Source organism: Micromonospora sp. NPDC006766, assembly GCF_040636055.1.
GTDB lineage: Bacteria > Actinomycetota > Actinomycetes > Mycobacteriales > Micromonosporaceae > Micromonospora.
This window is the reverse complement of sequence record NZ_JBEYIX010000024.1, coordinates 52582-66891: the sequence shown is the minus strand read 5'-3', so window position 1 is coordinate 66891 and position 14310 is coordinate 52582. Positions and strand designations below refer to the sequence as shown.

General features: G+C 69.7%; 13 protein-coding genes. 2 read left to right on the top strand and 11 right to left on the bottom strand.

What is annotated here, in order from left to right:
• Nucleotides 1-30 precede the first annotated feature (30 nt).
• Nucleotides 31-1404 (top strand): FAD-binding protein, encoded by a 1374-nt coding sequence (locus tag ABZ671_RS20175; protein ID WP_357860007.1) that lies wholly within the window; start codon nucleotides 31-33, stop codon nucleotides 1402-1404.
• 216 nt (nucleotides 1405-1620) lie between these two features.
• On the opposite strand, the gene ABZ671_RS20170 is transcribed toward ABZ671_RS20175, so the two are convergent.
• The 5 genes from ABZ671_RS20170 to ABZ671_RS20150 all read right to left on the bottom strand — a co-directional run bounded on the left by ABZ671_RS20170 (nucleotide 1621) and on the right by ABZ671_RS20150 (nucleotide 6689).
• Nucleotides 1621-2388: a DUF2306 domain-containing protein gene (locus tag ABZ671_RS20170; protein WP_357860059.1), complete on the bottom strand. Its 768-nt coding sequence runs from the start codon at nucleotides 2386-2388 to the stop codon at nucleotides 1621-1623.
• A gap of 107 nt (nucleotides 2389-2495) precedes the next feature.
• Entirely contained in the window at nucleotides 2496-3887 is a 1392-nt protein-coding gene (locus tag ABZ671_RS20165; RefSeq protein WP_357860004.1) for an FAD-binding oxidoreductase, read from the bottom strand.
• A 157-nt stretch (nucleotides 3888-4044) separates the two neighbouring features.
• Nucleotides 4045-5250, bottom strand: coding sequence for an acyltransferase (locus ABZ671_RS20160; protein ID WP_357860001.1), 1206 nt, complete (start codon nucleotides 5248-5250; stop codon nucleotides 4045-4047).
• Between the two features lie 76 nt (nucleotides 5251-5326).
• Nucleotides 5327-5527 (bottom strand): hypothetical protein, encoded by a 201-nt coding sequence (locus ABZ671_RS20155; RefSeq protein WP_357859998.1) that lies wholly within the window; start codon nucleotides 5525-5527, stop codon nucleotides 5327-5329.
• A 4-nt stretch (nucleotides 5528-5531) separates the two neighbouring features.
• The gene (locus ABZ671_RS20150) at nucleotides 5532-6689 is read right to left on the bottom strand and encodes an acyltransferase (RefSeq protein WP_357859995.1); all 1158 of its coding nucleotides are present in this window, start codon (nucleotides 6687-6689) and stop codon (nucleotides 5532-5534) included.
• A 285-nt stretch (nucleotides 6690-6974) separates the two neighbouring features.
• On the opposite strand from ABZ671_RS20150, the gene ABZ671_RS20145 reads away from it, so the two are divergent.
• Nucleotides 6975-7865, top strand: coding sequence for a methyltransferase domain-containing protein (locus ABZ671_RS20145; RefSeq protein WP_357859992.1), 891 nt, complete (start codon nucleotides 6975-6977; stop codon nucleotides 7863-7865).
• Between the two features lie 174 nt (nucleotides 7866-8039).
• Here the strand turns inward: ABZ671_RS20145 and ABZ671_RS20140 are convergent, their stop codons facing one another.
• From ABZ671_RS20140 to epsC, 6 genes are read right to left on the bottom strand one after another with little or no spacing between them, the layout of a single operon-like run.
• Nucleotides 8040-8735, bottom strand: coding sequence for a metalloregulator ArsR/SmtB family transcription factor (locus tag ABZ671_RS20140; protein WP_357859989.1), 696 nt, complete (start codon nucleotides 8733-8735; stop codon nucleotides 8040-8042).
• A gap of 30 nt (nucleotides 8736-8765) precedes the next feature.
• Nucleotides 8766-10037, bottom strand: a complete 1272-nt coding sequence (locus tag ABZ671_RS20135) for an MFS transporter (RefSeq protein ID WP_357859986.1) — start codon at nucleotides 10035-10037, stop codon at nucleotides 8766-8768.
• Nucleotides 10034-11305: a hypothetical protein gene (locus ABZ671_RS20130; protein WP_357859983.1), complete on the bottom strand. Its 1272-nt coding sequence runs from the start codon at nucleotides 11303-11305 to the stop codon at nucleotides 10034-10036. The genes ABZ671_RS20135 and ABZ671_RS20130 overlap by 4 nt, the downstream gene beginning before the upstream one ends.
• A complete protein-coding gene (locus ABZ671_RS20125) occupies nucleotides 11302-12606 on the bottom strand; it encodes an ATP-grasp domain-containing protein (protein WP_357859980.1) in 1305 nt (434 codons plus the stop codon). The genes ABZ671_RS20130 and ABZ671_RS20125 overlap by 4 nt, the downstream gene beginning before the upstream one ends.
• Nucleotides 12607-12648: 42 nt before the next feature.
• The gene (gene cysK / locus ABZ671_RS20120) at nucleotides 12649-13632 is read right to left on the bottom strand and encodes a cysteine synthase A (protein WP_357859978.1); all 984 of its coding nucleotides are present in this window, start codon (nucleotides 13630-13632) and stop codon (nucleotides 12649-12651) included.
• Between the two features lie 38 nt (nucleotides 13633-13670).
• The gene (gene epsC / locus ABZ671_RS20115) at nucleotides 13671-14276 is read right to left on the bottom strand and encodes a serine O-acetyltransferase EpsC (protein WP_357859975.1); all 606 of its coding nucleotides are present in this window, start codon (nucleotides 14274-14276) and stop codon (nucleotides 13671-13673) included.
• Between the last annotated feature and the right edge of the window lie 34 nt (nucleotides 14277-14310).

Genomic DNA, 14310 nt, shown 5'->3' with positions numbered 1-14310 from the left:
GAGTCGACGAGCCTGTCGGGAGGTTTTGCCATGACCGAGACCGGTGGACGGAAAGCGGGCATCGCGGTGGCCGGAGAGCCGGACTACGATGCCGCGACGCAGGTGTTCAACCTGCACGCGCCGGCGCATCCGGTGGCGGCCGTGACCGCGCACACCGTCGAGGACGTTCGGGCCGCGATGCGCTTCGCCCGCACCAAGCGGCTGACGGTCCGCGTGCACAGCACCGGCCACGGCGCCGGCGCCGCCCGCGCCATGGGTGACGCGGTGCTCATCAGGACACAACTCGACGGCGGGGTCCGGGTGGACCCGCAGCGCCGGCTGGCCCGGGTACCGGCCGGCACCCGGTGGGCCGAGGTGGTCGACGCCGCCGCCGCGTACGGGCTGGCCGCGCCGCACGGCACGTCGGCAGACGTGGGTGTGGTGGGCTACTCACTGCGCGGCGGGATCAGCGTCTACGGCCGGAAGGTGGGCCTGGCGGTTAACAGCGTGCGGGCGGTGGAGCTGGTCACCGCCGACGAAGAGCTGCGCCGAGTAAACCTGGTCGAGGACCCCGACCTGTTCTGGGCGGTACGCGGCGGCGGCGGTGGGTTCGGTGTGGTGACCGCGATCGAGGTCGCTCTGTTCCCGGCCCGCCGGGTGACCACCGGCGCGACCTACTGGTCGGGTGACCGGGCCGCCGAGGTGATGGACCGGTGGCGCGCGTGGACAGCTGACGCACCGCCGGAGGCGACCACCTCGCTCCAGGTGCTCAACCTGCCGGACGCGCCGGTGGTACCGGACTATCTCAAGGCCGGCACCGTAATCGGTATCGCCGGCACGATCCTGGGTACCGAGTTGGATCCGCGGCTGGCCTGGCAGCAGGCGCAGAGCCTGTTGAGCCCGCTGCGGGCAGTCGGTGAACCGCTGTTGGACACGTGGCAGTTGTGTTCGCCCGGCGAGGTGGCACGCGCGCAGCTGGGCCCGGACGAGCCGGGACCGATGGTGGGCGACCACATGCTCTTCGGCGACCTGGGCGATCGCGGCGCCGCCACCTTCCTGGACGTGACCGGGCCCGGCTCGGGATCCCCGCTGATCAGCGCCGAACTGCGCCACCTCGGCGGCGCGTTCGCCGTCCCGGCCGACACCGGTGGCGCATTCCGGAGCCTGGACGCGACCTACGCCTACCTCGGCACGGCCATCCCGGACGGCGCAGCCGACATCGAGAAGCACTGCGCCGTGGTGCGTGCCGCGCTCGCACCGTGGGACACCGGGCGTACCACGCCCACCTTGGTGGAGAACGTCAACCAGCCACAGGCGCACCTGAATCCGGACGTGGTCGACGCGGTCGACCGGGTACGGCTGCGGGTCGATCCGGACGGGCTGTTCCGGGACGACATCATCCCCGGCTCCTCCCGGCTGCGGTGACGCGGCGACGCGCACTGCGGTGACGCGGCGACGCGCACTGCGGTGAGCCCGCCGGCAAGGTGGGCCTGGCGCTGGACAGCCTGACCGTGACCGAGGTGGTCACCTCGCACGCGTACCTGTTCGTCGAGCGGGTCCGGCGCGAGCGGACCACCTGAGCGCACGAAACGGCCCGGTAGGGTTGCCTTCCGGCAATCCCACCGGGCCGTCTGGTGCGGGTCAGCGCGCCGGCGAGACGTACGTGACGACCTGGCCACCGGCCTTGCTCGACCGGCTGGCCCGACTCTCGACCCACAGGTGTGCGATCAACAGGTTCACCATCCAGCCGAGCCAGTTGTTGACCTCCACCAGCACGCTGAAATTCACGGGCAGGTTCGGGAACGCGGTGAGGACGACCACGATGATGCGGCCCCAGGTGGTACCCAATGCCAGCGCGAAGCTGTAGAGCATCCAGCGCTGGTGCTCGGCGTACCGGTGCCGGATGGCCATCCGCCACCCGACGATGGTGGTGACGATCCACAGCACACCCATGGCCCCCAGCCCGACGCTGCCGGTCTGGTCCGGCCGCAGCGGGATGAGTGCGAACAAGCCCAGCCCGGCCGCGGGCAGCGCGCCGGCCAGGATGTAGACCCGCCCGCTGTTTCGGTGCACCCCCGGATGGTTGCGGCGCAGCCACGGCCACAGCTGCAACAGAACCGTCACCATCGCCACGTTCCCGGTGACCACGTGTGCCACGAGGAGCCCGAAGTGCGCCGGTACCGACGGGTCGAGACCGCTGCGCGACTGACTCGGATCGAGGCTCAGGTACCTTGGCAACGCATATATGAGGTTAAATACTACAATACCAAGTAGAAGCACCAGCCAGAAGTACCGCTGCCGCCACCACGACCCCGGTCGATCAGGGGAGGTGACCGGCGCCTGTTGCGCGACAGCGGTTGAGGGCGGTTCGGTGAGCTCGACGTGAGATCTCTCCGCGTTCTGTGTCATGGGCGGTTCCTCGGGTCGTGGGTGCGTCGATCCACAATGCGCTTCGACTTTCGCACCCTCCACCCCGACGCTCATCTCTCAAAGTGCGGCATCCCGCCGCCCGCGCACTACTGGCTGGGCGGGATATTGACGTTCAACCGGAACACGTTGTCCGGGTCGTACCGGCGCTTAATGTCGGCCAGCCGCCGGTACGTCGCCTCCGGGTACGCCTCGTGGACGCGCTCCGCGCTGTCGAAGTAGAGGAAGTTGACGTAAGCACCATCCTCGCCCTGCCGCATCGCCGCGGTGAAGTCGGTGGCCCACTGCCAGATTTCCGGAGTGTTGGCGAGGTCATCGTAAACCGCCGCAGCGACGACCATGATCTCGCGGTTGCGGTGCGCGAACGCGGTCGCGTCCGCCGGCACCCGCGCCATCGCCCCGCCCAGTACCCGCACCTGCGCCGCCGGCCACGTCGCGGGCGACGAGCCCAGGAACTCCAGCACCCGCTTGGCCGCGGCCAAGTCGAAGTCGTCGATGAACAGGTTGCGGGCCACCGTGATCGGGCGACGCTCGGGATCCTCCGGTCCGTAGATGTCCGCCAGAGGCATCGCCTTCAGCATGTCGGCCAGCGGCGTGGCCAGCTTCCGGAACGGTGCCACAGCCCGCTCCGCCGCCTCGATGTCGTCGCCGCAGTACACCAGCTCCGCCATGACGACCGGCTTGCCGTGGAACTCCTCTGGCACGAACGGCAACGGCGGCGACGGCATGATGTTCGCGATGGTGGACAGCTCGTCCGGCGCGGCCTTGGCCGCCTCCACAAAGGCCGTGATTACCTCCGCGGTGCCGGGCAGGACCAGCATGCCGCCGTACACCTTCGGGACCGGGTCCAGCCGGAGCTGGATCCGGGTGACCACGCCAAAGTTGCCGCCGCCGCCCCGGATCGCCCAGAACAGGTCGGGGTGGTTGTCCGCGTCCGTGCGCACCAGTTCGCCGTCGGCGGTCACCACATCGGCCGCGAGCAGGTTGTCGATGGTTAGACCGTACCGGCGCACCAGGTATCCCACGCCGCCGCCGACGATCAGCCCGCCCAGGCCCACCGAGCCGGTGTCACCAAATCCGATCACCAGCCCGTGCTCGCCGGCGGCCTTGGTGAACTCCCCCGCGGTCAGCCCCGGCTCGGCCCAGGCGGTCCGCGCGGCCACGTCGATGTCCAGCGCGCGCAGCAGGGACAGGTCGAGCACCAGCCCGTCGTCCCAGCTGCCCCACGTGCCGTGTCCGCCGCTGCGCACCGCGAGCGGCAGGCCGGTCTCCCGGGCGAACGCGATGACGCGAGCCACGTCGGCGGCGTCGGCCGCGCGGACGACGACGGCCGGCCGCCGGTCGATGTTTCCGCTGAATACCATACGGGCGCGCTCGTAGTCCGTGTCGTCCGGCGTGATCACCTGGCCGACGACCTCCTTGCGCAGCCGCGACACCCGATCGGCGAGCTCGCCCGTCGGCACTGCCGTCATTTCCCGCATGAAACACCCTCTCGCTCATGCACCCGGACCGGCCCGGGTGCGCACCTACTAAACGGTCGGAGCCGGAGCGCGGATCTCGACATGGCGGGCCGAGGGAATCGCGGTTCCGCCCGCCTGGGGGACGCAGCCGGGCCCGCCAAGGTGCCTGCTTCGATCCCTACGGGGACCTGGCCGGCATCGTGCTCGTTTCCTGGGAGGCGCCCGAAGCCATATCGAATTCCCGCCGCCGCGGGCTGGCCCATCTGCGCATTGCCGGTGCTTCCACGAAACGGTACAAGAGCCTGGCCAGCAGGACGCAGGTGAGCAGCGCGCCGAGCAGGAACAGCAACGCCAACGGGGTGCTCCACGACCGCGGCTGATAGGCGCCGGGGCCGGCCCCGGCCCACTCGCCTCCCATCGCGGCGTGCAGGTTGAACATCACGAGTGGGTGCAGCAGAAAGAAGGCGAAGGAGAGCTCGCCGAGCCAGACCATCGGGCGGCTGTTCAGCCAGGTTCGGCGATCCCGCGCGTCCGCGGTCGCTACGGCCGCGATCAGGAAGCTAAGCGGCAGCGGATACAGCGAGGCGAACCCGTAGATGGTCGGCAACTGCAGGGCGACCGCGTAGGCCAGCCCGGTGAGCACCGCGGCCGGCGCGATACCGACGTTGGTCCACCGGCCGCTCAGCACGATCCGCGCCATGATCATCCCGACCAGGAATTCCATCCCCCGGGCGATCGGGAAGAAGTGCGAGAACCACAGCTGCGGCCAGGTTATGTCCGGCGCAAAAAACGGGCTCGGCTGCCCGGACAGGAGCGTGAGCGCCACCACCGGCACCAGCAGCGCGGCCACCCCTGCCGCCGCGAGCGAGTGCCAAAGGCGGTTCTCCCTGATCTTGTTAACCAGCGGCAGCAGTAGCGGGAACAGCAGGTAGAGGACCACCTCCACGGAGAGGGACCAGCTCACCCCGTTGATCGAGGTGGCCATGAACTGGGGATCTGGGATCCAGGCGTGCACCAGGAAGAGAGTGGCAACCGCAGACCCGACCCGTATCGACTCACCGGCCGCCAGTAGGAGCACGACGGCGATCACGCAGGCCACGACGTGGTTGGGGAGAACCTTGACGGCCCGCCGCCGCCAGAACCACAGCGGTCGGTCGCCCGGCCGGGCGGACCAGGTGAGGACGAAGCCGCTCAGCGCGAAGAAGAACGAAACGCCGATTGAACCTGCGTTTTTGGCCACCGAGCTGTAGCTGTTTTGTAGCGTGTTGTTAGTGAACACGGACAGCCACTGGGCGTGAGAGACGAAGACCAGGAACGCCGCGATGAATCGCAGGCCGGTCAGCGAATCGAGCTTGCCTATTCTAGCCCCACTGGAGACGCTCATATATGTCCGTTTCTCTGCGCATTCGCCTGTGGAGCAGGCTATTACCTGGAGGAGTCGCCGAGTTCTTTCAGATTGCTCAGTTTGTCATCCACAAAAGTGCCAAATGCGGGCCCTTACGTTTATTGGGCCGGCTTGCGCCGGTCGCCGCGGCGACCGGCGCGACCACGAAGGTGCGTGCCACCACCACCACCACCACGATCGTCTTTGCCGCCCTGGCCGTCAGCACATGGATCGAGGACCGCACCGGCTGGTCGATCAAGAAGTCCGTCCGCACCACCCGCCTACGGGGACACGGCCGGCACCCTGCTCGTCCCCTGCGAGGCGCCCGGAGCCATATCGGATTCCCGCCGTCGCGGCCTGGCCCATCTGCGAAATGCCGGTGCTTCCACGAACCGGTACAGGAGCCAGGACAACAGGACGCAGATGAGCAGCTCGCCGAGCAGGAACAGCACTCCCACCGGGGTGCTCCACGACTGCCGGTGATAGGCGGCGTTCCCGGCCCACTCGCCCCCCACCGCGGCGTGAACGTTGAGTATCACGAACAGGTGCAGCAGGAAGAAGGCGTTGGAGATGTCACCCAGCAGGACCATCGGGCGGCTGTTCAACCAGATTTGGCGACCTCGCGCGTCCGCAGTCGCCGCAGCGGCGATCACGAAGCTGATCGGCACCGGATATATCGCGGCGAACCCCCAGATGGTCGGCAGCTGCAGGGAGAGCAGGTAGTCCAGCCCGGCAAGCACCGCCGCCGGCGCGATACCGATGTTGATCCACCGGCCGCTCAGCACGATCCGGGCCATGACCATCCCGGTCAGGAATTCCATCCCCCGGGCGAGCGGGAAGAAGTGCGTCAACCACATCTGCGGCCAGGACATGTCCGGCGAAAACGGGCCCGGCGGCTGCCCGGGCAGGAACGTGAGCGCCGCCACCGGCACCAGCAGCGCCATCACACCTACCCCCGCGAGCGCGTACCACAGCCGGTTCTCCCTGATCTTGTTGACCAACGGCAGCAGCAGCGGGAACAGCAGGTAGAAGACAATCTCGACGGAGAGGGACCAGGTCACGCCGTTGATCGAGGTGCCGATGAGTTGGGCGTCGGGGATCCAGGCGTGCACCAGGAAGAGAGTGGTCACCGCGGAGCCGGCCCGTATCGTCTCGCCAGCCGCCAGCAGGAGTACGAGAGCGATCACGTAGGCCACGAAGTGGTTGGGCAGAATCCTGAAGGCCCGCCGCCGCAGAAAACGCCGCAGCCGGTCGCCCGGCCGGGCGGACCAGGTGAGGAGGAAGCCGCTCAGCACGAAGAAGAACGAGACGCCCATATGACCTGCGTGGTAGGCCACCAAGGCGTGGCCACTCTGTACCCCGGTGTCGGCGAACACGGACAGCACCGTGCAGTGATAGGAGAAGACCAGGAATGCCGCGACGGCCCGTAGGCCGGTCAAGGAATTAAGCCTGCCCGGTTTAGCTTCGCCTGCAACGCTCATCTAAGCCACCCCTGATTCCGCTGTTTGCGGAGCAGGCTATTCCCAGGAGGAGTCGCCGAGTTCTTCCAGATTGCTCAGCTTGTCGTCCATGAAGCGCTAAAAACGGACCCCCTTACGCTATATAAACCGAATGCGCGTCTCCGTGGCGACCGCGCAATCATGAAGATGCCTGCCACGATCACCTCCCCGGACCATGAAGCGAGGGCTCGGGGAACCGGTCCGAGCGAGAGGGGAAAGGAAGCCATGGAGAGCGCGACAACCACTGGCGAGATGCCGGAGATGAACGAGACCGACACCCCGAAATCCTGGTCGACGCCGCCGGGCTCACAGAGGTCACCGGCCGAGATGTTCGACGAGTTCTTCGCCATGCAGGACGAATTCAACGACGGCCAGTGCCATCAGGGCTACTGGTACGACGACGAGGACCAGATCCCGATGGTCGAGGCGTCGCAGCGGCTAACCCGCAAAGTGGCGGATTCGCTGCGGCTACGCAAGGGCGAGTTGGTCCTCGACGTCGGTTGCGGCCTCGGCGCCCCGGCGATCCAGCTCGCCTCCGAGTACGGGGTACGGGTCACCGGCGTCAACTTCAGCGTCGGTCAGGTGGCCGAAGCTCGTGCCCGCGCCCAGGCGGCCGGGTTGGCCGACCAGGTCACGTTCCGGTCCGTCAATTTCAGCTCGCTGGACTTCCCGGACGGCAGCTTCGACGCGATGGTGGCGATGGAGTCCCTCGTCTACGTCAACGACCTCGAGGATGCGCTCCGCGGCCTGCACCGGGTACTGCGCCCTGGCGGCCGGCTGGCCGTGGCCGAGCCCACCAGGGAGGGGCTCGGTGTCGTGGCCGCCGGCAAGTTCGCGGTCAGCTCCGGTGCGAACTATCTGCTGTCGGTGCCCGAGTGGCTGGACCCGTTGCGAGAGGCCGGGTTCGAGCTGGTGGAGTACCTCCAGTGTGGGCCGCGGGTCGTCGGGATGGGCCCCAGGTACCTGCAGGCCCTGGATACGCGGCGCGACGAGCTGGTCGCCCGGTTCGGCGAGGCCAGGGTCGACGAACACCGACAGGCGATGGAGTCCTACTTCATACGGGCGGTGGGCCAGGTCGGCTACGCGATCATCACCGTCCGCAAGCCCCTGAATTGACCCGACAGGAGGCTTGACTACGACAACTCGGACATCGGCCGGGCCTGGCCCTCGCGGTGGGACTGGGGCCTGATCGAGCCAAGGCGCACTGGACTCCGGGCGGCGGCGGCCGGGCAGGCTCAGCCCGGGTTCCGTCCTCGGCCGGTCGGCCCTCGGCCGCGTTCGGCAGCACGGTCATTCGTACGGGGCACTGGGGACGGCCGTATCCCGCTCCCCGGGCTGCACCGTCCCGCCCTTCCGCCGCCACCGGGTAATGCCCCCGTCCAGCGGTCGGGCCGAGATGTGGTGATCGCGGAGCAGCCGGGCCATGTCCGGGGCCAGGACACAGTACGGGCCCTGGCAGTAGGCGATCACCTCCACATCGCGCGGGATGCTGTCGATCTTCGCTTCGAGTTCCGCGGCCGGGAACGACACGGCACCCGGTAGGTGACCGTTGGCGTACTCTTCGGCGCTGCGAACGTCGATCAGCAGAATGCCCGGGTCGTCGATGTGGGCGCGCAGCTCGTCGACGGTCACCGGCGCCAGGCCGCCGTGGTCACCCAGGAGGTTGCCGATCGCCACCCGCAGATCCGCCAACCTGGCCTCCGCGCACGACTGCAGGGCCGCGACCAGATGGGACACTTCCGGCCCGGCGAGCCGGTAGTAGATGCGGTTGCCCTGTCGTCGGGTGATGACCAGGTTGGCCGCGCGCAGGTGCTGGAGCTGGGCGGAGGTGTTCTTCAGCCCGACGCCCGACGCGGTCGTCAGGCTCTCCACGTCGCTCTCGCCCCGGTCGAGCAGGTCGAGCAGGCGGAGCCGGACCGGGTTGGCCAGAACCTTCCCGATCCGGGCCAGTTGCTCGTACACCTCGTGTTCGATGAATCCGCTCATCTTCTCCGTCCGTCGGGCACAGCCTACGCTTCACGCCTTTTGAGCCCGCGAGGCAGACAGGTCGGCGACCGGTGCGGTTTCCGCCGCTGGCACCGGTGCCGGCCGGGCCCGGACGGCGTCCGCCGGCAGCCGGGGTTCGAGCCGCACCAACGCCAGCGCGGAGCCGGCGACCCCCACCGCGAGCAGGACCCACATACCGGTCGGGGAGAAGGCGAGCAACGCGGTGAGCACCGCCGGGGCCAACGCGGTCGGGACGGCCCAGGACAACTGGTAGACCGCCAGGTGCCGGCCCCGGGTCTCCTCCGGGGCCGTGCTGGCCACCAGCGCCGACGCCGTCGCACCGTGCAGCAGCTCACCCACCGTGAACAGGGCGGTCGCGGCGAACACGCCGATCAGCACCGGCGTGCCGGTAGTGATCACGCCGAGCAGGGCGAAGCACAGGAACGCTGCGCAGAACACCGCGCCGCCGAGCGCGGCGGCACGGGTCCGGCGGTAGTTCGTGAGAATCCGGGTGGCCGGGATCTGCAGCAGCGCGATGCCGACGGTGTTCACCGCGTACAGCACACCCACCAGCGAACTGGGCGCGTTCAACTCCTGGGTGATGTACACGGGCAGACTGACCGACAGCACCATGTAGCCGAACGCGGTGGGCACGTTGAGCAGGGTCAGCCCGAGGAACGGCCGGTTGCGCGCGACCAGGCGGTAGCCCCGCTTCGGCCGGGCCGCGGCGGGGACGGCGCCGGCCGGGACCGGGATCGTCCTGATCAGCAGGGCGGCCAGGACGTACGCCACGGCAGCGCCGACGACGATCGAGGTGAAGGCCCCCTCGGTGCCCAGGGCCAGGGCGGCCCCGGCGATCAGGCCGCCGGCCCCCAGCCCGGCGTTGCGCAGGCTGCGCTGCGCGGCGAGCAGCTTGTCCCGCGCGGCACCCCGGACGATCTCGGCGACGAACGACTGGATCGACGGCGAGAACGACACGTCCCCGAGCGCGACCATGGCGACCAGAACGAACATGGAAGCCGCCGAGTCGACGAACGGGTATGCGGCGAAGCCGACAGCCCGCAGGACGTAGCCGCCCACCACGACGGTACGCGCCCCGAACCGGTCGATGAGGATCCCCGTGACCGGATTGCCGACCAGACCCAGCAGCGCGGCGGCGCTCATGATCGCGCCGACCTGGGCGATCGGCAGCCCGGTGACGTGGTGGAAGTAGAGCAACGACAGAGGCAGATACATGCCGCTTCCGGTGGCGTCCACCACCATGCCCAGCATGTAGCGCACCTGCGTCGAGGGACCCCTCACGGCAACTCCACAATCTCAATCTGCGACTCGAAGCGGGCACCCAGCGACCGGAGCCGCCGCTCGGCCTCGCTCCGGCTGCCCCCGGTGGCGACGGCGCAGGCGAGGAAGTCCGACGAGCCGCTGGCGGGCGGGATCACCTGTCCCGGTTCGGCGTACCGCCAGAACCGCTCAACCCAGGGCTCCTCCGGCGGCGGAGGCACCGCCTTGACGTATCCCGGCCGCTTCATCAGCAGGACCTGACCGCCCATCCTGGACGGGCGCAGCCGTTCGCCGCCGGCGAGGGTGGCCGCCAGGCCGGGCAGATGCAGCCCCAGTTCCGCCCGCGTCGCGTATTCGCCGATGTTGACTCCGACGATGGCGGCGAGCACCTCCCGCACCTTGGCGCCCCCGGGGCGGCAGGCGATCTCGCACACCACCAGCCGGCCATCCGGGGTGTGGAATATCTCCGCGTGGAAGGCGTGGTCGCGGAGCCGTCCATCAGGCTCGTACAGCGCGGCGAGGGCCCGCTCGGTCAGGTCGATCAGCGGTGCGGTGAGCGGGTCGTCGTGATCGAGGGTCAGGTCCACCCGGGCACCCGGGTCGGTGCCGTACGAGGCCAGGTCGTACTGGTACTGCGACGGCCAGGCCAGCACCATCCGGCCGTCGACCACCAGGCCGTCGACGTGGCACATCCGGCCGGGGACGTACGCCTCCAGCAGCAGATCGTCCCGTTCCGCGTCGCCGAACGCCCGCTCGAACGCGGCGACGGCGGTGTCCCGCTCACGCAGGATCCGCAGCCCGATGGAGTTGTATCCGGCGCGGTCCTTCAGGACCACGGGCAGGCCGTGGCGGTCGACGAACTCCACCGCGTCGCGGGCGGTCCGGGGGACGATGTGCTCCGCGACCTCGATCCCGGCAGCCCGCAGCCGGCGTTTCATCAGCGCCTTGTCACGGAACGGGTGGACGTCGCGGGGCCACGCGCCGGGCAGGTCGAGCTGCTCGCGCAGGCTCGCCGCGAGGAGCACGTCGGCCTCGTGGTGCGCGACCACGTGGCGCACGTCGAACTCTTCGGCCAGCGCGAGCGCACGTCCCCGCACCAGCTCCACGTCGTCGAAGGCGTCGATGACTTCCAGATGGGTGTAGCCGAGATTGTCTGTCGGGACGGGCTCGGCGAACATCTCGAACCGGTCCCGGGCCGCGAGGACGACCAGCTCGCCCTCGTAGTCGGCGAGCCACCGGTCGTACGGGAAGGGCTCGAACGGGTTGCGGTGCAGGATCAGGGCGCTCATGCCGCACTCCCGGTCAAACGCGACCGGCTCGCCGGCTCGGCGACCCGGGCCCGGTGCTCCCGCCCGTCGGCGCCGGCGATTCTGATGTCGATGGTGTCGCGGATCAGCTCGGCGGCCCGCTCGATCGCGGCCGTGCTGTCCGCGGCGCTGACCCCGACCAGCCCCAGTCGGTCCCAGTTGTCGCGCAGCGGCCGCACCTCGTCACCCGGCTTGGCGCTGACCCGCGCCACCAGCACGTCCGGCTCGCTCAGCGCCGCGTCCACACCATCGACCGAGCTGACCCGGCCCGGTTCGCCGACCAGGAACCGGACGCACGCTCCGCGGTGCGGCTGCGGGTCGGCGGGCAGTTCGGCGACCAGGCCGAAGGGCCAGCCGACGGCGTACGTGGTGAGGTCGATGCCGTACGCCCCTACGACCAGATCGGTGATGGCGTCACCGGCGATCCGGTTGTGGCTCTCGATGATCACCGGACCGCGCGGGCCCACCCGCACCTCGGTGTGGCTGACTCCGTCGCGCAGCCCTACCGCGTCGAGGAACCGGCGCACCGCCGCGCGGATCCGCGCCTCGGTCTCGGCGGGAATGCGCGCCGGGACGACGTGGCCCAGCTCGGCGAAGGTGCCCTGGTCGACGAACTTCTCGGTGACCGCCACGATCGAGTGCCGGCTGGCGAAGCTGAACGCCTCGACGCTGTACTCCGGCCCGTCGACGTACTCCTCCATGAGGAAGTCCTGGAGCACGAAGAGGGTGGAGACCCGGTCGGTCCGGACGCCGCGCAACCCGTCCACCCGGCTCCACACCCGGTCGACGTCCTCGGGCCCGTCGACGCGGAACACCCCGAGGCTGGCGGTGCCGTCGACCGGCTTGACGATGAAGGGGTAGCCGGTGCGCCCGGCGAAGACGTCCAGGTCCTCACGGTCCCGCAGCGGCATCGCGGCCACCGCCGGTTCGACGTCGGCCAGGTGCCGGCGCATCGCCCACTTGTCCCGGATGCGGTGCGCCACCTCGTACGACGTGCCGCCAAGGCCGTACTTGTCGTTGATTCGCCCGGCGTTCTCCAACCCCGGCTCGGTCAGCGAGAGCGCGACCGCGAACCCGGGCCGTTCCCACAACTCGGCGACGACCGGCTCGATCTGCGACCACTCGGTGAAGTCCAGCACGTGCAGGACGTCAGCGAGTTCCTCCTGCTCGGCGGTCAGCTTGCTGGGGTGCTGGAGCAGCAGCACGTGCAGGCCGAGCCGTTTGGCCTTGCGTACGGTCTCGTCGATTCCGCCGACGAGGAGCAGTGTGGTGTCCCGGTTCAACGGGCTCGTCCCTTCGATCGTGGTAATTGACAAGTGGTCCGGTCACCGGACCGTCCCGCCGTTGGTGGGCTGCGACCACAGACTCAGGTAGCGCTCGCCGGTGTCGGGCAGGACGGTCACGATGGTCAAGCCAGCGCTTTCCGGACGCCGGGCCACGCGGACCGCGGCGTGCACGGCGGCCCCCGACGAGACGCCCGCGAGGACGCCGACCCGCCGTACCAGCCAGCGTGCGGTGTCCATCGCCTCGCCGTCGCCCACGGTGAGGATCTCGTCGATCAGGGTCACGTCCGTGGTGGGCGCGACGAAGCCGCCGGTCAGCCCGGGGATGGCGTGCGTGCCCGCGTAACCCTTGGACAGCACGGGCGAACTCTCCGGCTCGACCGCGATCGCCCGCAGCGCCGGGTTGTGCTGTTTGAGGTAGCGGGCCGCGCCGGTGAGCGTCCCGCCGGTGCCGATGCCGCAGACCAGGGCGTCGACCTGCCCGTCGGTGTCGGCCCAGATCTCCGGCCCGGTGGTGTCGTAGTGGGCGCAGACATTGTCCATGTTGTCGTGCTGGCGGGGATACCAGGAGCCGGGTGTGTCGCGGTGGATCTCCTCGGCGCGGTCGATGGCGCCCTGGTAGCGGAGTTGGTGCGGGGTCAGGACCACCTCGGCGCCGAGCGCCTCGAGCAGGTGGATCCGTTCGGTGGTGGCGCTGTCCGGCAACACGATGACGCAGCGGTAGCCCCTGGCCGCGGCGAAGGCGGCCAGCGCGATGCCGGTGTTGCCCGAGGTCGCTTCCACCACGGTGCCGCTGCCGGGGGTGAGATGGCCCGCGGCCTCGGCGGCCCGCAACATCCATAGGGCGGCGCGGTCCTTCACGCTCGCGAGCGGATTGGCGGACTCGATCTTGGCCAGGACGCGGGTGCCGGGTGCCGAGCCCTCGACCGGCAGCCGCAGCAGCGGGGTGTTCCCGACCAGGTCCTCGATGGACTCGGCGATACGGGGCCGCACCCGGGGCTGCACCGGTGAGATGGATTCGGTCATGGAGCTTCCTCCCGTCGTATGGAGCGGCGCGGCAGCCGTCACCACGAACCTGCCGACGCGGTCCGGCGCAGCAGCTCGACCACCGGCGGGCCGTCGAACCTGGCCGTCACGACCGCGGTCGGTGCGAGGACCCGGGCTCCGGCCGGCACGTCGGCGATGACGAGCGCCTGCGCGCCGATGACAGCGCCGGCACCGACGGTCACCGGCCCGAGCACGGTGGCGCCCGCGCCGAGCACCACGTCGTCGCCGACGACCGGATGCCGGCGTGCGCCGACGGGTCGCCGCAGGTCGTGCCACCAACCGACCGCGCCGAGGGTCACCCGGTGATAGATCGTCACGTCGTCGCCGACGCGGGCGGTCTCCCCGATGACGACGGCCGCACCATGGTCGATGAACACCCGCCGGCCCAGCACCGCGCCGGGGTGTATCTCGACGCCGGTGATCGCGCGGACGACCGTCATGAGCAGGCGGGCCAGCAATCGCCATCCGCGTCGGTGCCACCGGTGCCCGACGCGGTGCGCCCAGAGGGCGGGGAGCGCGGGGTGCAGCAGGGCTTCGGCCCGGCCGTGTACGGAGGGGTCGCGGGCGACGACGGTGCGCAGGTCCTCGGCGAGGGTCCGCAGCAGGCCGGGTGAGGGCCTCATCGCTTCACCGTCCATTCCGCTATTCTAAGGATCT